General features: G+C 57.2%; 18 protein-coding genes. 14 read left to right on the top strand and 4 right to left on the bottom strand.

What is annotated here, in order from left to right; genetic code table 11:
* Positions 1–30: 30 nt before the first annotated feature.
* Positions 31–2,352 carry a penicillin-binding protein 1B gene (mrcB, locus tag ABRP31_RS03395; RefSeq protein WP_087266428.1) on the bottom strand — a complete coding sequence of 774 codons (2,322 nt, stop codon included), beginning with the start codon at positions 2,350–2,352 and terminating at the stop codon, positions 31–33.
* 129 nt (positions 2,353–2,481) lie between these two features.
* Here mrcB and ABRP31_RS03390 point away from each other — a divergent pair, with 129 nt between their 5' ends.
* The 3 genes from ABRP31_RS03390 to ABRP31_RS03380 all read left to right on the top strand — a co-directional run bounded on the left by ABRP31_RS03390 (position 2,482) and on the right by ABRP31_RS03380 (position 4,939).
* Positions 2,482–4,020 carry an AAA family ATPase gene (locus ABRP31_RS03390; RefSeq protein WP_349971346.1) on the top strand — a complete coding sequence of 513 codons (1,539 nt, stop codon included), beginning with the start codon at positions 2,482–2,484 and terminating at the stop codon, positions 4,018–4,020.
* A 101-nt stretch (positions 4,021–4,121) separates the two neighbouring features.
* Positions 4,122–4,466 carry a pentapeptide repeat-containing protein gene (locus tag ABRP31_RS03385; protein ID WP_087266431.1) on the top strand — a complete coding sequence of 115 codons (345 nt, stop codon included), beginning with the start codon at positions 4,122–4,124 and terminating at the stop codon, positions 4,464–4,466.
* A gap of 200 nt (positions 4,467–4,666) precedes the next feature.
* Positions 4,667–4,939: a TfoX/Sxy family protein gene (locus tag ABRP31_RS03380; protein WP_349971347.1), complete on the top strand. Its 273-nt coding sequence runs from the start codon at positions 4,667–4,669 to the stop codon at positions 4,937–4,939.
* A gap of 246 nt (positions 4,940–5,185) precedes the next feature.
* Here ABRP31_RS03380 and deoC read toward each other — a convergent pair whose 3' ends face one another.
* On the bottom strand, positions 5,186–5,968 hold the full coding sequence (deoC, locus tag ABRP31_RS03375; RefSeq protein WP_349971348.1) for a deoxyribose-phosphate aldolase: 783 nt from the start codon (positions 5,966–5,968) through the stop codon (positions 5,186–5,188).
* A gap of 448 nt (positions 5,969–6,416) precedes the next feature.
* On the opposite strand from deoC, the gene ABRP31_RS03370 reads away from it, so the two are divergent.
* Positions 6,417–6,746 (top strand): Rieske 2Fe-2S domain-containing protein, encoded by a 330-nt coding sequence (locus ABRP31_RS03370; protein WP_349971349.1) that lies wholly within the window; start codon positions 6,417–6,419, stop codon positions 6,744–6,746.
* Here the strand turns inward: ABRP31_RS03370 and sfsA are convergent.
* Together sfsA and ABRP31_RS03360 are read right to left on the bottom strand one after the other, a co-directional pair.
* Positions 6,710–7,465 (bottom strand): DNA/RNA nuclease SfsA, encoded by a 756-nt coding sequence (gene sfsA / locus ABRP31_RS03365; protein ID WP_349971350.1) that lies wholly within the window; start codon positions 7,463–7,465, stop codon positions 6,710–6,712. The genes ABRP31_RS03370 and sfsA overlap by 37 nt on opposite strands.
* On the bottom strand, positions 7,465–8,637 hold the full coding sequence (locus ABRP31_RS03360) for a pyridoxal phosphate-dependent aminotransferase (protein WP_349971351.1): 1,173 nt from the start codon (positions 8,635–8,637) through the stop codon (positions 7,465–7,467). The genes sfsA and ABRP31_RS03360 overlap by 1 nt, the downstream gene beginning before the upstream one ends.
* Before the next feature lie 352 nt (positions 8,638–8,989).
* Between ABRP31_RS03360 and dksA the strand changes: the two genes are divergently transcribed.
* The 10 genes from dksA (at position 8,990) to pgi (ending at position 22,067) form a co-directional block, all read left to right on the top strand.
* The gene (gene dksA / locus ABRP31_RS03355) at positions 8,990–9,433 is read left to right on the top strand and encodes an RNA polymerase-binding protein DksA (RefSeq protein ID WP_087266443.1); all 444 of its coding nucleotides are present in this window, start codon (positions 8,990–8,992) and stop codon (positions 9,431–9,433) included.
* A gap of 233 nt (positions 9,434–9,666) precedes the next feature.
* Positions 9,667–10,554 (top strand): tRNA glutamyl-Q(34) synthetase GluQRS, encoded by an 888-nt coding sequence (gene gluQRS / locus ABRP31_RS03350; protein ID WP_349971352.1) that lies wholly within the window; start codon positions 9,667–9,669, stop codon positions 10,552–10,554.
* A 123-nt stretch (positions 10,555–10,677) separates the two neighbouring features.
* Positions 10,678–10,854 carry a hypothetical protein gene (locus ABRP31_RS03345; protein WP_003176118.1) on the top strand — a complete coding sequence of 59 codons (177 nt, stop codon included), beginning with the start codon at positions 10,678–10,680 and terminating at the stop codon, positions 10,852–10,854.
* Entirely contained in the window at positions 10,838–13,792 is a 2,955-nt protein-coding gene (locus tag ABRP31_RS03340; RefSeq protein ID WP_087266447.1) for a sensor histidine kinase, read from the top strand. The genes ABRP31_RS03345 and ABRP31_RS03340 overlap by 17 nt, the downstream gene beginning before the upstream one ends.
* A gap of 22 nt (positions 13,793–13,814) precedes the next feature.
* Positions 13,815–15,245, top strand: a complete 1,431-nt coding sequence (locus ABRP31_RS03335; protein WP_087266449.1) for a sigma-54 dependent transcriptional regulator — start codon at positions 13,815–13,817, stop codon at positions 15,243–15,245.
* 845 nt (positions 15,246–16,090) lie between these two features.
* A complete protein-coding gene (locus ABRP31_RS03330; RefSeq protein ID WP_087266451.1) occupies positions 16,091–17,491 on the top strand; it encodes a polynucleotide adenylyltransferase PcnB in 1,401 nt (466 codons plus the stop codon).
* A gap of 27 nt (positions 17,492–17,518) precedes the next feature.
* Positions 17,519–17,983, top strand: a complete 465-nt coding sequence (gene folK, locus ABRP31_RS03325) for a 2-amino-4-hydroxy-6-hydroxymethyldihydropteridine diphosphokinase (protein ID WP_087266452.1) — start codon at positions 17,519–17,521, stop codon at positions 17,981–17,983.
* Positions 17,984–18,215: 232 nt separating this feature from the next.
* Complete coding sequence (panB, locus tag ABRP31_RS03320) at positions 18,216–19,016, top strand: 3-methyl-2-oxobutanoate hydroxymethyltransferase (protein WP_349971353.1); 801 nt, start codon at positions 18,216–18,218, stop codon at positions 19,014–19,016.
* Positions 19,013–19,867, top strand: coding sequence for a pantoate--beta-alanine ligase (gene panC, locus ABRP31_RS03315; protein WP_349971354.1), 855 nt, complete (start codon positions 19,013–19,015; stop codon positions 19,865–19,867). Before panB ends, panC begins: the two co-directional genes overlap by 4 nt.
* Positions 19,868–20,402: 535 nt before the next feature.
* Positions 20,403–22,067 (top strand): glucose-6-phosphate isomerase, encoded by a 1,665-nt coding sequence (gene pgi, locus ABRP31_RS03310; RefSeq protein WP_349971355.1) that lies wholly within the window; start codon positions 20,403–20,405, stop codon positions 22,065–22,067.
* Positions 22,068–22,131: the final 64 nt, after the last annotated feature.

Genomic DNA, 22,131 nt, shown 5'->3' with positions numbered 1-22,131 from the left:
TTTAGATCCTCTTTGGGGCGCTCAATTAATCTAGTTCAGCCAACCCTTGACCCAATCCATCACTTCCTGGGCCGGAGCCGCAGGCCCACCACAAGCAGCGCCGGGGGCAGGTTCACTGCCGCGAATATACGGCATCTGCACGGCGTTCGGGCAACCGGCGTCCGAGCCCTCGCCTGTAGCGGCATTGACCCAGACTTGAACGACGTTATCAGGCTGCGCCATATCCAGCGGCAGCGGATCAGCTTTGCTCATGAAGCTTGTCCAGACCTGCAACGCCCCGGTAGCGCCGGTGAACGGCGTTTTACCGTTGTCATCCCTGCCAAGCCACACGACCGCCAGCAAATCCTGGCTGAAACCTGCGAACCAGCTATCACGGGAGTCGTTGGTTGTCCCGGACTTACCGGCAAGGTTCAACGAGCTAGGCAACACGTTATAAACCGACCGACCGGTACCTTCGCGCATCACCCGCTGCATCGCATTTTGCAGGAGATAGATCGAGCCCGGATCAAAGCGCTGCTGAATCTGGAACGGATAACGCTTTAGCGGTTCACCTTCGGCCGTCAGCACGCTTCGAATGCCGCGCATTGGCGTGTTGAAACCGCCATTGGCGATGGTCTGGAACATGGTCGCGACCTGGATCGGACTCAACGCACCCGCGCCCAGCAACATTGACGGATAGGCGGGCCAATCCACGTCAACGCCCAGCTTGCCAATGGTTTTGAATACGTTTGGCACACCGACTTCCAGGCCGATTTTGGCGCTAGACAGGTTGTAGGAATGCGCCAGGCCCTGATACAGGAAAATATTGCCGTGTGCTTTGTGATCAAAGTTCTGCGGCTTCCAGACCTGACCATCCGCCCCTTTGACCTGGAACGGCTCGTCCGCAACCCAACTGGTCAACGTGTACTTGCTCGGACGCTCAAGGGCAGTGAGATAAATAGAAGGTTTAACCAACGAGCCAATCGGTCGCACTGCATCGATGGCACGGTTGAAACCGGCATACCCTGCCTTGCGACTACCGATCAGGGCCTGGACTTCACCCGTTTCCGGATTGGTCACGACCATCGCGGCTTCGACGTCATCCACACCTTTGCGACCCGACAGGCGCTTGAACGTCTCGCTCATGGCCGATTCGGACTTCATCTGCAGGATCGGATCAAAGCTGGTGAAGATACGCAGACCTTCTTCGGTCAAGTCTTCGTCGCGATAATCTTCCCGCAACTGACGTTTGACCAAATCGAGGAAACCCGGGAACGAGCTGTCAGCCAGACTACCGGTTTTGGTCACACCCAATGGCATTTTCTTGGCTGCGGCCACTGCCTCAGCGGTGGCCACGCCTTGTTGCTCAAGCAGGTCGAGCACCAGATTGCGTCGCTCAAGCGCACGCTCCGGATTACGACGCGGGTTGTAATAAGACGGCCCCTTGACCAGACCGACCAGCAACGCGACCTGATGCAACTTCAGCTCAGACAAAGGCTGACTGAAGAAGTACTGACTGGCGAGACCAAAGCCGTGCACCGCACGCTGGCCATCTTGACCGACGAATACCTCGTTGAGGTAAGCCTCAAGAATTTCCTGTTTGCTGTAATGAATCTCCAGCAGAACAGCCATCATGGCTTCGGTCAGCTTGCGCGTCAGGCTGCGTTCGTTGGTCAGGTAGAAGTTCTTGACCAACTGTTGCGTGAGCGTACTACCGCCCTGACGCATCTGCCCGGCAGAGGCGTTGACCCAGAATGCACGGGCAATCGACTTGGGCGAAACACCAAAGTGATGGTAGAAATCCCGGTCTTCAACAGTTACAAGTGTATCCAACAGATACGGCGGAGCCTGATCGAGCTTGATCAGAATCCGGTCTTCAAGGTTTTTCGGGTACAGGCCACCGATCATCAGTGGCTCCAGTCGGGCAACTGCCAACTTGGCACCATTGGCCGAGGACAGATCGGCAACGTAGTCGCCAGAGAAGCGCACACGGATCTGCTGGGCAGGATCGGTGCCTTCATAGAACTGAAAACCACGGGTATTAAGGTCTACGGTATTGCCACTGACGGCCGCTGCGCCGGGACCATTGGCAACGCTTTCGCGTCGATAACCCAGCGCATCGAGTTCAATCAGGAAATCGTCCTTGCTGAGTTTCTGCCCGACGAACAGCTCAAGCGGACGCGCATACACCTTGGCCGGGATCATCCAGCGCTTGCCGGAAAACTTCTCCTGGACGATGGCATCAAGGTAGATAGCGAAGCCGGCCAGCACGACGAGCCCGACAATGCCGAGCTTCAACCCCCAGCCTAACCAGGTACGAAGGCCGCCAGAGGCAGGTTTTTTTGCTTTGCGAGAGGATCGAGTACGAGTCATGGCGGCGGATTATACGCACTTTGCCGGGGTTCGACAGACACCCTTACCGGAGGTTTGCAGCCTCGCGCCAAGCGGCCATAATGGCCGCCTTGACGCATTTAATGAAACATCACTCTTGAAGGATCGTCCGTGAGCCAGTCACTGATTGCAGCCCTGCAGAACCCCGCCCTGTTTCCGCATCCGGTCGAGGGCTTCCAGCTCATCGAAACGCACATTTCGTGGGTGCTGCTCACCGGCCCATTCGTTTACAAATTCAAGAAACCGGTCAATTTCGGCTTCCTGGACTTCACGACCTTGTCGGCTCGTGAACACTTCTGCCAGGAAGAGCTGCGTCTCAACCAACGCCTGACCGAGGACCTCTATCTGGAAGTCATCCCGGTCACCGGAACCGCCGAGAACCCGCAACTGGGTGGCGAAGGCGAAGTTATCGAGTATGCACTGAAGATGCGCCAGTTCTCGCAGGACGGTTTGCTGAGCACCTTGCAAGCAAACGGTGAACTGACTCCGGCACACATCGACACCATCGCGACGCAAATCGGCCAATTCCACATTGAAGCGCCAAAAGTTGGTGCAGAGAATGAGCTAGGCTCGCCTGACAGCGTCATGGCGCCTGTCTTGCAAAACTTTGAGCAGATTCGCCCGCTAATCAGCGAAAAAACCGATCTTCTGCAACTGGACGCCTTACAGGCATGGGCTGAATCCAGCTTTGAGAGACTTAAGCCGTTGCTTGCCCAGCGCAAGACCGATGGCTTTATCCGCGAGTGCCATGGCGACATCCATCTGGGTAACATCACCCTGATCGATGGCAAGGTCGTGATTTTCGACTGCATTGAATTCAACGAGCCGTTCCGCATGACTGACGTCTATGCCGACATCGGCTTCCTGGCCATGGACCTTGAAGATCGCGGCCTGAAGTCTCTGGCACGCCGCCTCATCAGCCAGTATCTGGAACTGACCGGCGATTATCAGGGCCTCGAACTGCTGAACTTCTACAAAGCCTATCGCGCGCTCGTACGTGCCAAGGTCGCATTGTTCAGCCTTCCGGCCGATGCTGATGCCGTTCAGCGCGGTGCCACTCTGCGCCAGTATCGCAACTACGCCAATCTGGCGGAAAGCTACAGCGCCATCCCGTCACGATTCCTGGTAATCACCCATGGCGTATCCGCAGTGGGCAAGAGCCATGTAGCCAAGCGCCTGGTGGAGTCGCTCGGGGCTGTGCGCCTGCGTTCGGACGTAGAACGCAAACGCCTGTTTGCCGGTCAGGACGCCAACCTCTATGAAGCCGACGCCAGCAACGCAACCTACGAGCGCCTGCATGAATTGGCTGGAGTCGTGCTGCGCGCGGGCTTCCCGGTGGTCATTGATGCGACGTACCTCAAGCAGGCACAACGCAAAGCGGCCTCCAAGGTCGCCGAAACCACTGGCGTGCCGTTCCTGATTCTGGATTGTGACGCTCCGCAAGCCGTCATCGCTGGGTGGCTGGCGCAGCGTCAGGCAGAAAACACCGACCCTTCTGATGCAACAATGGAAGTTATCGAGGCTCAGCAAGCCAGCCGGGAACCACTGACCACTGAGGAAACCCTGCACAGCAAGCGCGTCGAAACCAATAAAAGCGATGACCTCGACAGCCTGATCGAAAATCTTCGTCAGCGGCTTCCTGCGCTCTAAAACAATGTTTTGAGCCGTTTGGCAGTTAGTGCTTCACGGCTTGAAAATAGTGGCGATATACTGGCGTCATAATTCTAACGGAACGGAAAAAGCGAGGCGCTATGAGTCAGCCCAAAGTACTGGATTCGCCGCTGTATGCGATGTTGCGCAACGACGATGTTGCCGGGTTCAACCAAGAGAAACCCAAGTCAGGCACCATCGACTTTCAGGGGGGTGACTTCCGTGGATTGGACTTGCGCAACCTGGACACTGCCGGTATCGACTTTACCGATGCCTATTTCCGTTCCGCCGACTTGCGCGGCCTTGACCTGAGCAGCACACCACTGGAAGGGGCAAGCATTGCCCACGCACAAATCTCGGGAACGTTCTTCCCGCGCGAACTGACAGCGGATGAGATTTTGATGTCGGTCAACTTCGGTACCCGCTTGCGCTACCGCACGCACTGATTGCATCACCCATCGTCCGTTTAGATCATGCCCGTCTGCGCAATGCATGTCGGGCTGATTCCCTGCAGCCCTTTCCCTCCGCTGATCACCTCCAGCTATTTATCCGATAACCAACCCTGCATCTCCCCTCCCGAAAGCTACAATCCCCCAGACTTGCCAGTTTCACCCACAGTCATAGCTCAGCATCGCACGGAGGCATGATGAACGATGAACTGCAACATCTGAAAAATGTAGGCAAGACTTCAGCTCAATGGTTACACGCGGTAGGCATCCACAACGCTTCTGATTTACGCCGTATGGGTGCCGTAGACGCTTATCAGGCGGTTAGAAAGCGAGGCTTTCGAGCCACCAAAGTTTTGTTGTATGCGATTGAGGCAGCCCTTATGGACATCCACTGGAATGACCTGCCCAATGATCGCAAGGACGCTTTGAACGAGCAGGTTAACCATCGAATGAGTCTCAGAAAGATCTGATTGAAGCAGACCAGGAAAATAGTTCAGAAGAAGTGATTGACATGCAAATGAGAATCGATATGATTATCACAACCGGTCGCGAGACTGGCCGATACCTGAAAGACCTTGGTTCGGACTTTCAGATTATCTCCTCATCAGGCTAATCACGGTTTTTGACCCGGCTCTTTGCCGGGTCTTTTTTTGCCTGTAATTTCTTGGCCAAAACGGAGTCAGCCGTTAGCAGCATCCCATTAGACATCACGCCCTTCAGTAGCCAGGGCCCTGCGAACCCGGCCCCAGAATCCCGAGCTGCGACAAGATATCATCCAGCAGGCTTGAGCCTACCAGCCTCACACGCTGGGCACTGACCCACTGCGGACCAAAGCGTGTGCGCGCCATCTCCATGAACATTCTCGCGTCAGCCAATGTACGTAAACCACCGCACAGCTTGATCCCGACCTGCCCACCGACATCCACAAGACTTTCAAGCATGACCCGCACTGCCTGTGGCGTGGGCGTAGTCACCAATTTGCCGGTGCTGGTCTTGATGAAGTTTGCGCCCGCAACAATCGCTCCCTGACAGGCATTTCGAATGATCTGGGGGTCGCGCAGATCGCCCACCTCAAGAGTCACCGTCAGTAGCGTGTCAGGCCCGCATGCAGCACGGCACGCCGCAACCATCTCGCTCCCCGTCTGCTGATCGCCCGAGAGCAGCGAACGAAATGGATAAACCATGTCGATCTCGTCAGCACCTGACATAACAGCCGCACGGGTTTCAGACATGACCGTCTCCTTGTTCGGTGAGCCGTAAGGAAAGTTCACCACCGCCACCACGTGTATGTCGCGGTGCTGGAGCCGGTCCAACGTCGTTCGCGCCAGCAACACGAAGCGCGGATAAACGCAGATGGAAGCGATAGGCCCCAGCGGCGTCATCGCCCTCTGACACAAACCAATGATTCGCGATTCGGTGTCGTCAATATCCAACGCTACCAAGTCGAACAGACTGATGGCCTGACGGGCTAATTGCTCATCTTCAGGGGAAATTTCCATGTTCACGTATCGTCCTCGACTGCTTCAAACAAATGAAAGCGAGAACATATAGGAGCCAGCAGCCAAAGAATCGCCGCCAAGGTGAAGAGAGAGGTGGACTACGTGATAACCGGAAATGTCCGAATTAGCAGTCGGTGCTTGAGGAACGGAACCGATGGATATCTGCTGCTTCATACCGCTATTTACGGCAGCTTTCTGTTTCGCGGCAAACGGAAGTCCGCAGGAATGGCTTTGGCCGGGAGGACGTTATTTCTGGCGAAGGAGGTGGGGAATGTAACGGCCCACTTTTAGTTAAAGCCGGTCCGCAAAAAACGCTTTTTAGTGAGTCATGCGTTTTTTCACAGATCCCGGCCGCTGGCACCTCAACGCGACATCCCCAACCCCGAAGAGAACTGCCACACTACCTGCCTGAGAACACTCTAACGTCACAAGCCCCACGGAGGCCCTGTTGAAATTGCTCTGCACTGGCGATCAACTGCCGGAAGCCCAAAGCCGAGGGTTTGAAATCAATGGCCGCAAACTGTTCGCTACACGGCGCAACGGGCAGGTATTCGTCTACCACAATCGTTGCCCGCACCGTGGCGTCCCGCTGGAATGGCAACCCGACCAGTTTCTGGACCCCAGCGCGAGCCTTATTCACTGCGCGACCCACGGCGCGTTGTTCCTCATTGAAAGCGGCGAATGCGTCGCTGGCCCCTGTGAAGGACGATCCCTGACCGGGATTACCAGTCACGAAGATCATCAAGGTATATGGATCGACACACCCGGCACTGACTGATCCGAATCACTCGCCCAGCGAAGCTGCAGCGGCCTGTCGATAAAGATCTCTTCGGGCGTCAACTGCACGCCATACGCCAGCACCTCTACGCCTGCTGCAACGGCTTCGCGCAATGCCGCGGCATAGCCTGGGTCAATTTCCTGCGCAGGTCGTACCGCTTCGATACCGGTGAGGTTCACGCAATACAGCAGTACTGCACGCACACCTTCACGAGCCAGACTCGCCAACTCCCGCAAATGGCGCGCACCACGCTGAGTGACCGCATCCGGAAACGCCGCTACCGAACTGCCATCAAAGCCCAGCGTGACACTTTTTACCTCCACATAAGCGGGCCCTTGCGGGTAGTCCAGACGAAAATCCACCCGGCTTTTTTCTTGCCCGTAGGCCACTTCCCGCTTAAGAGCGGTAAATCCGTTCAGTTCGGTAATTACTCCGCCGCACAACGCCTCTTCGACCAACGTATTGGCCCGCCCGGTGTTGACACAGGCAAGGCGACCTTGAGGGGTTTCGCTGATCTCCCAGGTCCCCGGCAATTTGCGTTTTGGATCATTGGAGCGGCTGAACCACACCCGCCCGCCCGGCATCATGCAATTGAACATCGAGCCGGTGTTAGGGCAGTGAATGGTCAATAACTCGCCAGTGTCAGTTTGAATATCGGCCAGAAAACGCTTGTAGCGCACCAACAGCAAACCTTGTTCAAGCTCTGGAGAAAAACGCATCAGCCTTGCCAGCTCCTTAGCCCGCGAGCAATCCGCTCAACCGCTTCCTGCAAACGCGGTAGGCTTTGGGTATAAGCGAAACGCACATGATGCCCCGCCTGAAAGCGACCAAAATCCAGCCCCGGAGTGATCGCAACATGCTCGGTTTCAAGGAAGTGCTGGCAAAAGGAGTAAGCATCGCCCCCGAACGCGCTGATATCGGCATACAGGTAAAACGCGCCTTCCGGCTCAACGGCAATCCCGAAGCCCAGCTCGCGCAGGGCGGGTAACAGGAAGTCCCTACGCAATCCGAACTCCGTACGGCGAGTTTCGAGAATTTCCAGCGTCTGCGGCTCGAAGCAGGCCAGCGCCGCGTATTGGGCCATGCTCGGCGCACTGATGTAGAGATTCTGGGCCAGTTTTTCCAGATCAGCGACGGCTTCCTGAGGCGCAACAAGCCAGCCAAGACGCCAGCCCGTCATGCCGAAATATTTCGAAAAACTATTCAAGACGAAGGCATCGTCATCGACTTCCAGCACGCTGGCAGCATCGGTGCCGTAGGTCAGGCCATGATAGATCTCGTCCACCACCAAATGACCGTTGCGCGCTTTAAGCGATGCGGAAAGCCCCGCCAGTTCATCGCGACTCAACAGCGTACCCGTTGGGTTTGCAGGCGATGCGACCAACGCGCCGACACTGTCACTGTCCCAATGCCGCGCCACGAGGTCCGGGGTCAGTTGGTAACGTTCCTGTGGACCGACCGGAACCAACTGCGCCGCGCCTTCCACCAGGCGCAGAAAGTGACGGTTACAGGGGTAACCAGGATCAGCCAACAACCAGTGCTTACCCGGATCGACCAATAAACTGCTGGCCAGCAAAAGCGCGCCCGAACCACCTGGCGTCACGAGAATACGGCCGGGATCGACGTTCACGCCGTAGCGCTGGTCGTAAAAATCCGCGATGGCTTCACGTAACTCAGGCAAGCCTCGCGCCGCGGTGTATCGGGTTTTGCCCGCCGCCAGCGCCGCCTGCCCAGCTTCAATGATGGGTTGAGCGGTTGTGAAGTCAGGTTCGCCGATCTCCAGATGGATCACGTCGTGCCCTGCGGCCTGCAGCTCATTGGCCCGCGCCAGCAATGCCATGACATGAAAGGGTTCGATGGCGCGACTGCGCGCACTGTAGGGCTGAGCCATTAGCCTTCCTTAATTAATCGGGCCGGATGCCTGTGGGCATGCAAAATGAGGAGCGATTCTACCCAAGCACTCACCTGCAAAGGAAAGTTAATCACGCCCCGGCAAACAGCAGAGAATGGACCTAAATCCATCCAAATGAGTGTAACGAGTTTCAGTCGTTGAACGTTTTCCTCAAGCCCGCGTCTGTTGCAACGGCCATTAACCGCCCAGGTCGAATGCACGCTCGACAACCGGGAGTAGCGCGCTCCGATTCGATCTGGTAAGTTCGCCCGCTTGCAGCCGCAGGGCCGGCAGGTGCCGGTGATGGATATTTTCCTGCGCAATGGATTAAAGAGTGAGAGGCGGTCCATTCATGCCCACCCAAGAAAAGCAGCAGAACAACCAGCTGAACGGTGACTTCAAGCCTTACGAACTCGGTAAGGGTGAAGAGTATATGAGCGCTGAAATGCGCGGTCACTTCACTAAAATCCTGAATCGCTGGAAGCAGGATCTGATGAATGAAGTCGATCGCACCATGACTCACATGAAGGACGAAGCTGCCAATTTTCCTGACCCGGCCGACCGTGCCAGCCAGGAAGAAGAATTCAGTCTCGAACTGCGTGCTCGTGATCGCGAACGCAAGTTGATCAAGAAGATCGACAAGACGCTGCAATTGATCGAAGACGAAGAATACGGCTGGTGCGAATCGTGCGGTGTAGAAATCGGCATCCGCCGTCTCGAAGCCCGCCCGACTGCTGACCTTTGCATCGACTGCAAGACTTTGGCTGAAATCAAGGAAAAGCAGGTCGGCAAGTAACACGACCCGCAACCTTGCACACATAAAGGACGCTTCGGCGTCCTTTATTGTTTTTGAGCTCAACCAATTGCCCAATGCTCTCCCTGTAGGAGCGCGGCGTTCTGCCTGAAACACTGCCATTGCAGCCTCGCGGTGCTCGTGCGCCCCTACAGGTTGGTGTTTGACAGCGCGGTGTCATGGGCACAGGCCGATCTCCTACAGATATCCAACAATCTCCAGTAATATCCCGCCTCATGAAATCCCCCTCCTACATCGGGCGCTTTGCGCCGACGCCCAGCGGTTACCTGCACTTCGGCTCACTGGTCGCAGCATTGGCGTCTTATCTCGACGCGCGCTCAGTCGGCGGGCAATGGTTGATGCGCATGGAGGACCTCGATCCGCCGCGTGAAGTAGCCGGTGCCCAGGCGGCCATCCTTGAAACGCTCGAACGCTATGGCTTCGAATGGGACGGGCAACTGGTCACCCAGAGCCATCGCCACGAGGTCTATCAGGAAGTCATCAATCGCTGGTTCAGTCATGGTCTTGCTTACGCCTGCACCTGCTCGCGCAAACAACTCGAACCATTTCAGGGTATTTACCCGGGCACCTGTAGAAATGCCGGGCATTCGCCAGATAACGCAGCGATCCGAATTCGCGTCCCTGAACTGCTGTACCGGTTCGAAGACCGGGTGCAAGGCCCGTTCCAGCAACACCTTGGCCGAGAAGTCGGTGACTTTGTGATCCGTCGCCGCGACGGGCTGTACGCCTATCAACTGGCCGTCGTCATCGATGACGCCATGCAGGGCGTAACCGATATCGTGCGCGGTGCCGACCTGCTCGACTCTACCCCACGCCAGCTGTACCTCCAGGAATTGCTCGGTGTACCACAGCCGCGTTACCTGCATGTACCGCTCATTACCCAGCCCGATGGCAACAAGCTCGGGAAAAGCTACCGCTCGCCCCCGCTGGAAGCCGATCAGGCAACTCCACTGCTATTACGAGCCCTGCGCGCACTCGGTCAGGAACCAGAATCAGGGCTCACTTACGGCACACCTCAGGAAGTTCTGAAATGGGCAATCGAGCGCTGGAACGTTTCCGCTATCCCTCGCGTACGGAACCTTGAAGAGGCCCGGATAGACTGAGATAGAGCGGTCGCTGCAAACTGATACGGACAGCGGCTTACGCGACGCTTGCAGGTTACTCGCCATCCGTTACCATGCCGCTCCTCAACTGCCGCAACGCGAATGAATCGTGAAGGAGGCCAAATGTATATTTACCGCTTGGTCCTGTTGCTGGTAGTCGGCATTTACCTGTTTTCACCGGCCATCATGGACTGGTGGATCGACGCTACGGGTGCGTGGTATCGGCCTTATTTGCTGTGGCTGATTCTGATCGTGGTGACCTTCATTCTCCAGAGCCAAAAAGATGCCGATGAGCTTTAGCCTGACCCAGATGATTCTGGTCAGCGCCGCCTATCTGCTGATGCTGTTTGGCGTGGCCTGGATCAGCGAACGCGGGGTCATACCGCGCTGGATAATCCGCCACCCGCTGACTTACACGCTGTCGCTCGGTGTTTACGCCAGTGCCTGGGCGTTCTATGGAACGGTCGGTCTGGCGTATCAGTACGGTTACGGCTTCCTGTCCAGCTATCTCGGCGTGTCCGGCGCTTTTCTGCTCGCACCGGTGCTGCTCTATCCGATCCTGCGCATTACCCGTACCTATCAACTGTCGTCCCTGGCGGACTTGTTCGCCTTTCGCTTCCGCAGTACCTGGGCCGGGGCGCTGACCACCATTTTCATGCTAATTGGCGTGCTGCCGCTGTTAGCGTTACAGATCCAGGCAGTGGCCGATTCGATTGGCATCCTGACCCGCGAGCCCGTACAGGATCGCGTCGCCATAGCGTTCTGCGCGTTGATTACCCTGTTCACGATTTTCTTCGGTTCGCGCCATATCGCCACCCGCGAGAAACACGAAGGCCTGGTGTTCGCGATCGCCTTCGAGTCGGTCATCAAACTTGTGGCCATTGGCGGTATCGGCCTCTATGCCTTGTATGGGGTGTTTGACGGCCCGCAACAACTTGAACTGTGGCTGCTGCAAAATCAGACCACTCTCGCAGCCCTCCATACCCCGCTGCAGGAAGGCCCATGGCGCACACTGTTACTGGTGTTTTTCGCCTCAGCCATTGTCATGCCGCACATGTACCACATGACGTTTACCGAGAATCTCAACCCGCGGGCGCTGGTCAGTGCGAGCTGGGGCCTGCCGCTGTTCCTGTTGTTGATGAGCCTGGCTGTGCCGCTGATTTTGTGGGCAGGGCTCAAACTCGGCGCTACCACCAGCCCCGAGTTTTTCACTTTGGGCATCGGCATCGCGGTGAACAGCAAGTCCCTGGCGTTGCTGGCCTATGTCGGCGGTTTATCGGCGGCCAGCGGTCTGATCATCGTCACCACCCTAGCACTCTCCGGCATGGCGCTGAACCATCTGGTGTTGCCGCTTTATCAGCCTCCGGCGGAAGGCAATATTTACCGCTGGCTGAAATGGACCCGTCGCGCCTTGATCGTGGCGATCATCATGGCTGGCTACGGTTTCTACCTGCTGCTGGGTGCCCAGCAGAATCTCGCCAATCTGGGCATCGTCGCGTTTGTCGCCACGCTGCAATTCCTGCCGGGCGTACTCTCCGTGCTGTATTGGCCCGCCGCCAATCGCAGGGGTTTCATCGCGGGGTTATTGGCGGGTATCACGGTCTGGATCTTCAGCATGTTGTTGCCGTTGATTGGCGACCTCCAAAGCGTCTATCTACCGCTCCTCGACAAGATCTACAAACTGACCGAGACCAGTTGGCACATGGCAGCGATTGCTTCGCTGGCCGTCAACGTGCTGGTCTTCACGCTGATTTCGCTGTTCAGCAACCCGAGCCCCGAAGAAGCCAGCGCCGCCGAGGCGTGTGCGGTGGACAACGTTCGTCGCCCACAGCGCCGTGAACTGCACGCTGTCTCCCCTCAGGAATTTGCCACCCAACTGGCCAAACCGCTGGGAGCCAAGGCTGCGCAGAAAGAAGTCGAGCAGGCGTTGCGTGATCTCTACCTGCCATTCGACGAACGTCGGCCTTACGCACTGCGTCGTTTAAGGGACAGAATCGAGGCCAACCTTTCTGGCTTGATGGGCCCCAGCGTGGCACAGGACATGGTCGAAACGTTCCTGCCCTACAAGTCCAGCGGCGAAAACTACGTCACCGAAGACATTCACTTCATTGAAAGCCGGCTTGAGGACTACCACTCGCGCCTCACCGGGCTGGCGGCTGAACTTGATGCCCTGCGTCGCTACCACCGCCAGACGCTTCAGGAATTACCAATGGGTGTGTGCTCGCTGGCCAAGGATCAGGAGATCCTGATGTGGAACAAAGCCATGGAAGAACTCACCGGCATTGCGGCCCAACGTGTAGTGGGCTCACGGCTTGAGACAATTGCAGAACCCTGGAAAGAACTGCTCAGCGGCTTTATCCACCTGCCAGACGAACATCTGCACAAACAACGCCTGGCACTGGACGGCCAAATACGCTGGTTGAACCTGCACAAAGCAGCCATTGATGAGCCGCTCGCACCCGGTAACAGCGGGTTGGTGCTGCTGGTAGAAGACCTGACCGACACACAAATGCTCGAAGACAAGCTGGTGCACTCCGAACGTCTGGCGAGCATCGGCCGCCTGGCTGCAGGGGTCGCTCACGAAATCGGCAACCCGATCACCGGCATTGCCTGTCTTGCGCAAAACCTGCGCGAAGAACGTGAGGACGATGGTGAGCTGACTGAAATCAGCAGCCAGATACTCGAACAGACCAAACGTGTTTCGCGGATTGTGCAATCGCTGATGAGCTTTGCCCATGCGGGCAGTCACCAACACAGCGATGAAGCCGTTTGCCTGGCCGAAGTGGCGCAGGATGCCATTGGTCTGTTGGCCTTGAACCGTCGTAACTTCGAAGTCCAGTTTTATAACCTGTGCAATCCGGAGCATTGGGTCGACGGCGATCCGCAAAGGCTTGCACAGGTCTTGATCAACCTGCTTTCCAACGCGCGTGATGCCTCGCCCGCAGGCAGTGCAGTCCGGGTCAGAAGCGAAGCATCCGAACACACTGTCGATCTGATCGTAGAAGACGAAGGCAGTGGGATCTCCAAAGCAATCATGGATCGATTGTTCGAACCGTTCTTCACTACCAAGGACCCGGGTGAAGGGACCGGACTAGGCCTTGCACTGGTCTATTCCATCGTTGAAGAGCATTATGGACAGATCACTATCGACAGCCCGGTTGATACCGAGCACGAGCGCGGGACCCGTATCAGGGTAACTCTGCCGCGACATGTCGACGCGACGTCCGCCGTGAACTGAGCCCGTCGAGAGAATTGAATAAATGCCCCATATTCTGATCGTCGAAGACGAAACCATCATCCGCTCCGCCCTGCGTCGCCTGCTGGAACGTAACCAGTATCAGGTCAGCGAAGCAGGTTCGGTGCAGGAAGCCCAGGAACGTTTCAGCATTCCCTCGTTTGATCTGATCGTCAGCGATTTGCGCTTGCCCGGAGCTCCCGGCACTGAGCTGATAAAGCTCGGCGAGGGCAAACCGGTGCTGATCATGACCAGCTATGCGAGCCTGCGCTCGGCAGTAGACTCCATGAAAATGGGTGCCGTCGATTACATCGCCAAGCCATTCGATCACGACGAAATGCTGCAAGCGGTTGCCCGCATCCTGCGTGATCGCCAAACCGTGCAAAGCATGCAGGCTGACCGTAATGCCGCCAAAGCTGCCAACCCGGATAAAGCCGGTGTTGATAACAGTAATGGCGAGATCGGCATCATTGGTTCCTGCGCGCCCATGCAGGATCTCTACAGCAAGATCCGCAAAGTGGCCCCAACCGACTCCAACGTTCTGATTCAGGGTGAATCCGGAACAGGTAAAGAGTTGGTGGCCCGCGCCCTGCACAACCTGTCGCGTCGCGCAAAAGCACCCATGATCTCGGTCAACTGCGCGGCGATCCCGGAAACGCTGATCGAGTCCGAACTGTTTGGCCATGAAAAAGGCGCCTTTACGGGCGCAAGCGCGGGTCGTGCGGGGCTGGTAGAAGCGGCCGATGGCGGCACCCTGTTCCTCGACGAAATCGGCGAGTTGCCACTGGAAGCACAGGCGCGGTTACTACGTGTTCTGCAGGAAGGCGAGATTCGTCGCGTGGGTTCCGTGCAATCACAGAAAGTGGACGTGCGCCTGATCGCGGCTACCCACCGGGACCTGAAAAGCCTGGCGAAAGTCGGCCAGTTCCGCGAAGACCTTTATTACCGTCTGCACGTCATTGCCTTGAAGCTCCCGGCATTGCGCGAACGCGGTAACGATGTGCTGGATATCGCCCGTGCCTTTTTGGCTCGTCAAAGCCTGAAAGCCGGTCGTAACGACCTGAGGTTCGCGCCCGACGCCGAGCTTGCCATCCGCCAATACACTTGGCCCGGTAACGTGCGTGAGCTTGAAAACGCCGTGGAGCGAGCAGTCATTCTGTGTGAAAGCCCGGAGATCTGCGCTGAGCTGCTGGGCATCGACGTCGAACTGAGCGACCTGGACGATGAAGATTTCATTGGCCTGGCACCGCAACAAGGTTCTGCCAGTTCCACCAGCCATGAGCCTACGGAAGATCTGTCCCTTGAAGACTACTTCCAGCATTTCGTTCTGGAACATCAGGACCACATGACCGAGACAGAGCTGGCGCGCAAACTGGGCGTCAGTCGTAAATGCCTGTGGGAACGTCGTCAGCGCCTGGGCATCCCACGTCGCAAAGGCGTCGCCAGCGAAACCTGATCTGATGGTGCATAGGCTCTGGCCTGCACGTTCCGGGCAATCCGGAAACTGTTACCTCACACGAGGTACGTAACAAAAGCCGGGGTTTACGGTAACGAAAACCCCGGCTTTTTTAGGCCTGCAAAAAACCTGAATGGCTACAGCCCCCGGTTTTAAAGGGTTTTCAAAAGTTGGCACAGGTCCTGCTATATCTCTAGTACAAGAACAACAAAAACACGCAGTGCAACACACCATAATAAAAACAATACGAATCGACTCACGCATAACAAGAACAACACGGCGGAGGCGCAGCTAACTGATTCTTTTGGAGAGGCGTTGTATTTGGGGCTTGCCCCGCAACCAGGCCGAGAACAACAAAAACTACCCATAGGTAGCGCCTGAACTGGTTGGATCGAATGATCATTGCAACACAGCGACCAAAGCAATCCGTTTGCTCTTGACTCCCGATTGGGAGGTTTCACAGACGAAAGTCTCGTGAATGGGCACTCAACAAAAACAAGAAGCCCACAGACAAAATAAAAATAAGAGCACACACTTTGGGGGAGCTTCGGCTCCCCCAGTAGCTTCTGAAGATTATTCCCTCCTGATACAGCCAATCCCCAGAATTGATGCGATCCCCCGTAGGAGCTCACGAGCACCGCGAGGCAGCGATAGCGTTCTGTCTGACACACCGCCATCGCGGCCTCGCGGTGCTCGTGCGCTCCTACAGACAATCACATAGCTCTACTGGGTTTAACGCCATCGCGCAGCTTCCTACACCATCCCCTGACTAAATGCTAGAATCCCCGCCCATCATGCGGTCATTCTTCGTTTATGGCCGAATATTCCTTCAAACAGTGCATCCCATGCTGAAGAAGCTGTTCCAGTCATTCCGTACTCCACTGCGTAAACCGCAGCAACATATTCGCAGCACGCCTGAAGTGCTCAACAGCAGCCAACACTCGCTGCAACGCGGTCAATTCAGCCGTTATGCGGTGAATATCGTTGAGCGCCTGCAAAATGCCGGCTATCAGGCCTATCTGGTCGGCGGCTGCGTTCGTGACCTGATGTTGAACATCACGCCCAAGGATTTCGACGTCGCCACCAGCGCCACGCCTGAACAGGTCCGTGCCGAATTCCGTAACGCCCGCATCATTGGCCGTCGCTTCAAGCTGGTTCACATCCATTTCGGTCGTGAAATCATCGAAGTCGCCACATTCCGCGCCAATCATCCGCAAGACGACGAAGAAGAGGACAGCAACCAGTCCTCGCGTAACGAAAGCGGCCGGATTCTGCGCGACAACGTTTACGGTACTCTTGAAGACGATGCCCAACGCCGCGATTTCACGATCAACGCCCTGTATTACGATCCGGTCAGCGAGCGCATCCTCGACTACGCCAACGGCGTACACGACATTCGCAATCGCCTGATCCGCCTGATTGGCGATCCAGAACAGCGTTACAAGGAAGACCCGGTCCGCATGCTGCGCGCCGTGCGTTTCGCCGCCAAGCTGGACTTCGGTATCGAAAAGCACAGCGCCACGCCGATTCGTCCTCTGGCACCGATGCTGCGCGATATTCCGTCGGCACGCTTGTTCGAAGAAGTGCTCAAGCTGTTCCTGTCCGGTTACGCCGAACCCACCTTTGAAATGCTGGTGGATCTGGAACTGTTCGACCCGCTATTCCCGGCCAGCGCCAAGGCTCTGGAATACCGTCCGACTTATACCCACACACTGATCAGCCAGGCGTTGGCCAACACTGACCTGCGGATCAAACAGAACAAACCGGTGACTCCGGCATTCCTGTTCGCGGCCCTGCTGTGGCCTGCGCTGCCAGCCAAAGTGTTGCGCCTGCAAGAACGCGGCATGCCGCCAATCCCTGCCATGCAGGAAGCGGCCAACGAGCTGATCCTCGAGCAGTGCCAGCGTATCGCGATTCCGAAGCGCTTCACCATGCCGATCCGGGAAATCTGGGACATGCAGGAACGTCTGCCGCGCCGCTCCGGCAAGCGTGCCGACCTGTTGCTCGACAACCCGCGCTTCCGGGCCGGTTACGACTTCTTGCTGCTGCGTGAAAGCGCCGGCGAAGAAACCGACGGCCTGGGCGATTGGTGGACTGACTATCAGGACGCCAACGACAGCGAACGTCGGACTATGATCAGCGAACTGGGCAGTAAACCCGAAGCGGGTGCCCCGCGTAAACGTCGTCGCAGCAGCGGCGCCAAACGCAAGCGTGCCGGTGGCGAACCGGCTGCATCAGGCGAGTAACACAGCTTGGAACGCGTCTATATAGGTATGGGCAGCAATCTGGCTGCCCCCGCCGAGCAACTGCGCCATGCCATCAGGGCATTGGCAAGGCTGCCGCAGAGCAAGTGGGTTGGCGTTTCGTCCTTTTATTTAAGTGACTCGCTGTTGCCCAACCAGCCGCGTTACACCAACGCCGTTGCTGCGCTGGACACCACCCTGGAACCTCTTGCCCTGCTCGACGCGCTCCAGGCCATCGAACTGGACCAAGGCCGTGAACGCACCGAGCGCTGGGGCCCGCGGACACTGGACCTCGATATTCTGGTATTCGGCGAGCGCCTGATCGACGAACCACGCCTCAAAGTGCCGCATTACCACATGCAGGCCCGGGCTTTCGTGCTTTACCCGCTGGCTGAACTTGCGCCCGATTTGCAACTGGCCGACGGCCGCTCCCTGAGCAAATTACTGACCCGATGCCCGTTTGAAGGCATTGAGCGTTTGGTGCCTAAGGCGTAATAGCCAGGCGCCCGGTAACACAGCGCTGATCCGGTAGCTCAACCAGTAATGCAGGCAATTGACTTAATCCCCCCTCGTCACGAAGATAGGCGTCCCGCCAGCCCGTTCGCTGGCTTATGGGCGCAAGCAGGCAGCTTTCAAACACCGCACACGACGGTGTACCTGCTTATCCAGGATGAATCTCACGCGCTGCTCGCCGTAGTGTTCACCGCGCCTGACAGAGGACTTTTCCATGCCAGATATCACCGTAACGTCGTTGCAGGCACTCAAGCAGAAAGGTGAAAAGATCACCATGCTGACCTGCTATGACGCGACCTTTGCCCATGCCGCCAACGAGGCCGGCGTCGAAATCCTGCTGGTCGGCGACTCGTTGGGGATGGTCCTGCAAGGACATGACAGCACGCTGCCCGTCACCACCGCCGACATGGCGTATCACGTTGCCAGCGTTAAACGCGGCAATCAGGGCGCGCTGATCATGGCTGACTTGCCCTTCATGTCCTACGCCACCCTTGAGCAAACCTACGCCAACAGCGCTGCGCTAATGCAAGCCGGTGCGCACATGGTCAAGATTGAAGGTGCAGCGTGGCTGGCTGAGTCGATTCGGCTGCTGGCCGATCGCGGCATTCCTGTCTGCGCGCACATGGGTCTGACCCCGCAATCGGTCAATGTACTGGGCGGTTACAAGGTTCAGGGCCGTCTGGAAACCCAGGCGCGGCAAATGCGTGCTGACGCGATCACCCTGGAACAGTCAGGTGCGGCGATGATTCTACTGGAGTGCGTGCCGAGCGAGCTGGCTCAGGAAATCAGCCATGCGGTGAAAATACCGGTCATCGGCATTGGCGCGGGCAGCGCCACTGACGGTCAGGTGCTGGTCATGCATGACATGCTTGGCCTTTCAATTACCGGGCGCGTGCCCAAGTTCGTGAAGAACTTCATGATCGGCCAGCCTGACATCCAGGCAGCGTTGCGCGCCTATGTCAGCGCAGTCAAAGACGTCAGCTTCCCCGGCACTGAACACGGATTCTCGGCATGAACACAGTAAAAACCGTACGCGAATTGCGCGCTGCTATCGCTCGTGCGCGCAGTGAAGGCAAACGGATCGGCCTGGTGCCTACCATGGGCAATCTGCACAGCGGCCATGCGGCCCTGGTGACCAAAGCAGCACAACGCGCTGACTTCGTCGTAGCGACCATTTTCGTCAACCCGATGCAGTTCGGCCCCAACGAAGACCTCGCGACCTACCCTCGCACACTGGCCGCCGATCAGGAAAAACTGATCGAAGCGGGCTGTCATTTGCTGTTCACGCCTAACGTAGAAGAAATGTACCCGCATGGCATGACGGATCAGACCGTGGTCAGCGTGCCGGTTATTTCCGAAGGTCTGTGCGGTGCCAGTCGCCCCGGCCATTTCGACGGTGTGTCGACGGTTGTCAGCAAGCTGTTCAACATGGTCCAGCCTGATCTGGCCGTGTTCGGCGAAAAAGACTTCCAGCAACTGGCTGTCATCCGCGCGCTGGTTCGCGACCTGAACATGCCGATCCAGATCATCGGTGAACCTACCGTTCGCGCCGACGACGGCCTGGCGCTGTCATCGCGCAACGGTTATCTCAATGAAGAACAGCGCGCGACCGCGCCTGTGCTTTACAAGGTCATCCAGCAGATCGGCGCAGCGGTTGATGGCGGCGACAAAGACTTCGCTACCTTGCTGGATGCGGGCAAGCGCCAGCTCGAAGCTGCAGGATTTCGGCCCGACTATCTGGAAATCCGCGAAGCCACCAGCCTGCGTCCTGCGACTGAGCAAGATGGCGATCTGGTGGTTCTGGCGGCAGCGTTTATGGGCAAGACCCGGCTGATCGACAACCTGCATTTGAACCGGGAGCATTGAGGCCTTAACTGACACCATCCTCGTAGGAGCGGCCCCGGTGTCCATGGCACCGCGCTGTCTCGGGGTATACACATGACCTGTAGGAGCGCACGAGCACCGCGAGGCCGCGAGGCCGCGATGGCGGTGTATCAGGCAGATCGCTGTCGCTGCCTCGCGGCGCTCGTGAGTTCCTACAGTAAAAAGCATTCCAAATCAGGTAGTTATATTTTTTTGACAGGAGTGGTTTTAGCCGCGAGGACATTGCTCCCACGAAGGATGTGCAGCGAATGTATCGGCCCTCTCCCGGCTGAAGGTGGTCCTACAGCAATGAACTTAGCCACACCCGCAATGCCCTATTCGTACCGGTTGCCTGACGCACCAAATACGGTTGCTGTTCATCCAACAGACAGCAACGTGTGAAATAGTACCGGGCACCAAGCAGTTCAGGCGCAGACACAGCCGCACATTATGTTTAGTCTTGGTGCCACGATTAAAAAGTCTGCTTATCTTCGCTTTCAGTGTTTAGCCAGTTCCAAGTACAAGGAAACCCGCAGCGATGGCGTACTACCGCACCCCTTCTGACGTGACCGCCCTGCCCGCATGGCAGGCGCTGAACCAACACCGCCAAGCCATGCAGGATTTCAGCATGCGCGAAGCGTTCAATGCTGACCCGCAGCGTTTCAGCCAATTCACCCTGAGCAGTTGCGGACTGTTTCTCGATTACTCGAAAAACCTGATCAATACCGAAACACGCGACTTGCTGGTCAAGCTGGCCAATGAAGTGGGCCTCAAAGACGCCATCAAGGCGCAGTACGACGGCGAACTGGTCAACTCATCCGAAGGCCGTCCGGCACTGCACACCGCATTGCGTCGTCCGGTGGGCGACAAGCTGCAGGTCAACGGCGTCAACGTGATGCCTGAAGTGCACAAAGTACTCAACCAGATGACTGATCTGGTCGGGCGCATTCACGATGGCCTGTGGCGCGGTTACACCGAAAAGCCGATCACCGACGTGGTGAACATTGGCATTGGTGGTTCGTTCCTCGGTCCTGAGCTGGTGTCTGAAGCGCTGCTGTCCTACGCGCAAAAAGGCGTGCGCTGCCATTATCTGGCGAACATCGATGGCAGTGAATTCCACGAGCTGACCATGAAGCTGCGCGCCGAGACGACGCTGTTCATCGTATCGTCGAAAACCTTTACCACGCTGGAAACCCTCAAAAACGCGACCGCAGCGCGTGCCTGGTATCTGGCACAAGGCGGTTCCGAAGCAGAGCTGTATCGTCACTTCATTGCCGTGTCGAGCAACAACGCTGCAGCGGTGGCATTCGGAATTCGCGAAGAGAACATCTTCCCGATGTGGGACTGGGTTGGCGGTCGTTACTCGCTGTGGTCGGCCATTGGCCTCCCGATTGCATTGGCCATCGGCATGTCCAACTTCAAGGAACTGTTGTCCGGTGCGTATTCCATGGACCAACATTTCCTGACAGCACCTTTCGAGCAGAACATGCCGGTGCTGCTGGGCTTGCTGGGCGTCTGGTACGGTAATTTCTGGGGCGCGCAGAGTCACGCGATCCTGCCTTACGACCACTACCTGCGTAACATCACCAAGCACTTGCAACAGCTGGACATGGAATCCAACGGCAAAAGCGTCCGTCAGGATGGCACGCCTGCGCTGACTGACACTGGCCCGGTGATCTGGGGCGGCGTAGGTTGCAACGGCCAGCATGCTTATCACCAGCTGCTGCACCAAGGTACCCAACTGATCCCGGCTGATTTCATCGTGCCGATTGTCAGCTTCAACCCGGTTTCCGATCACCATCAGTGGCTGTACGCCAACTGCCTGTCCCAGAGTCAGGCCCTGATGATCGGCAAAACCCGCTCCGAAGCCGAAGCCGAACTGCGTGACAAAGGCCTGAGCGAAGACGATGTGCAGAAGCTTGCACCGCACAAGGTCATTCCAGGTAACCGTCCGAGCAACACCCTGGTGGTCGAGCGCATCAGCCCTCGCCGCCTGGGTGCGCTGGTGGCTATGTATGAACACAAGGTGTTCGTGCAGAGCGTAGTTTGGGGCATCAACGCCTTTGACCAATGGGGCGTGGAGCTGGGCAAGGAAATGGGTAAAGCTGTTTATCAGCGCCTGACCGGCGGCACCGACGAACCTGCCGACGATGCATCGACCCAAGGCCTGATCAACTACTTCCGCGGCCGTCACCGCGGCTGATTGGCCTCAAGCAACACCCAGACCCGCTGCTCTCGCAAGAGACGGCGGGTTTTGTGTTTTAAGC

Origin of the sequence: Pseudomonas caspiana, from assembly GCF_040224095.2 — a bacterium.
Taxonomy (GTDB): Bacteria; Pseudomonadota; Gammaproteobacteria; order Pseudomonadales; family Pseudomonadaceae; genus Aquipseudomonas; species Aquipseudomonas caspiana.
Note: the sequence above shows the minus strand (reverse complement) of the source record. Positions and strands in the feature narration are given on the sequence as shown.

What these genes read in the sequence shown, in the direction of transcription:
- mrcB (WP_087266428.1), bottom strand. Translation starts at nt 2,352, where the DNA reads ATGACTCGTACTCGATCCTCTCGCAAAGCAAAAAAACCTGCCTCTGGC.
- folK (WP_087266452.1), top strand. Translation starts at nt 17,519, where the DNA reads ATGGGCAGCAATCTGGCTGCCCCCGCCGAGCAACTGCGCCATGCCATC.
- ABRP31_RS03330 (WP_087266451.1), top strand. Translation starts at nt 16,091, where the DNA reads ATGCTGAAGAAGCTGTTCCAGTCATTCCGTACTCCACTGCGTAAACCG.
- ABRP31_RS03380 (WP_349971347.1), top strand. Translation starts at nt 4,667, where the DNA reads ATGAACGATGAACTGCAACATCTGAAAAATGTAGGCAAGACTTCAGCT.
- ABRP31_RS03385 (WP_087266431.1), top strand. Translation starts at nt 4,122, where the DNA reads ATGAGTCAGCCCAAAGTACTGGATTCGCCGCTGTATGCGATGTTGCGC.
- dksA (WP_087266443.1), top strand. Translation starts at nt 8,990, where the DNA reads ATGCCCACCCAAGAAAAGCAGCAGAACAACCAGCTGAACGGTGACTTC.
- ABRP31_RS03345 (WP_003176118.1), top strand. Translation starts at nt 10,678, where the DNA reads ATGTATATTTACCGCTTGGTCCTGTTGCTGGTAGTCGGCATTTACCTG.
- gluQRS (WP_349971352.1), top strand. Translation starts at nt 9,667, where the DNA reads ATGAAATCCCCCTCCTACATCGGGCGCTTTGCGCCGACGCCCAGCGGT.
- ABRP31_RS03340 (WP_087266447.1), top strand. Translation starts at nt 10,838, where the DNA reads ATGCCGATGAGCTTTAGCCTGACCCAGATGATTCTGGTCAGCGCCGCC.
- panB (WP_349971353.1), top strand. Translation starts at nt 18,216, where the DNA reads ATGCCAGATATCACCGTAACGTCGTTGCAGGCACTCAAGCAGAAAGGT.
- ABRP31_RS03360 (WP_349971351.1), bottom strand. Translation starts at nt 8,637, where the DNA reads ATGGCTCAGCCCTACAGTGCGCGCAGTCGCGCCATCGAACCCTTTCAT.
- deoC (WP_349971348.1), bottom strand. Translation starts at nt 5,968, where the DNA reads ATGGAAATTTCCCCTGAAGATGAGCAATTAGCCCGTCAGGCCATCAGT.
- pgi (WP_349971355.1), top strand. Translation starts at nt 20,403, where the DNA reads ATGGCGTACTACCGCACCCCTTCTGACGTGACCGCCCTGCCCGCATGG.
- ABRP31_RS03335 (WP_087266449.1), top strand. Translation starts at nt 13,815, where the DNA reads ATGCCCCATATTCTGATCGTCGAAGACGAAACCATCATCCGCTCCGCC.
- sfsA (WP_349971350.1), bottom strand. Translation starts at nt 7,465, where the DNA reads ATGCGTTTTTCTCCAGAGCTTGAACAAGGTTTGCTGTTGGTGCGCTAC.
- panC (WP_349971354.1), top strand. Translation starts at nt 19,013, where the DNA reads ATGAACACAGTAAAAACCGTACGCGAATTGCGCGCTGCTATCGCTCGT.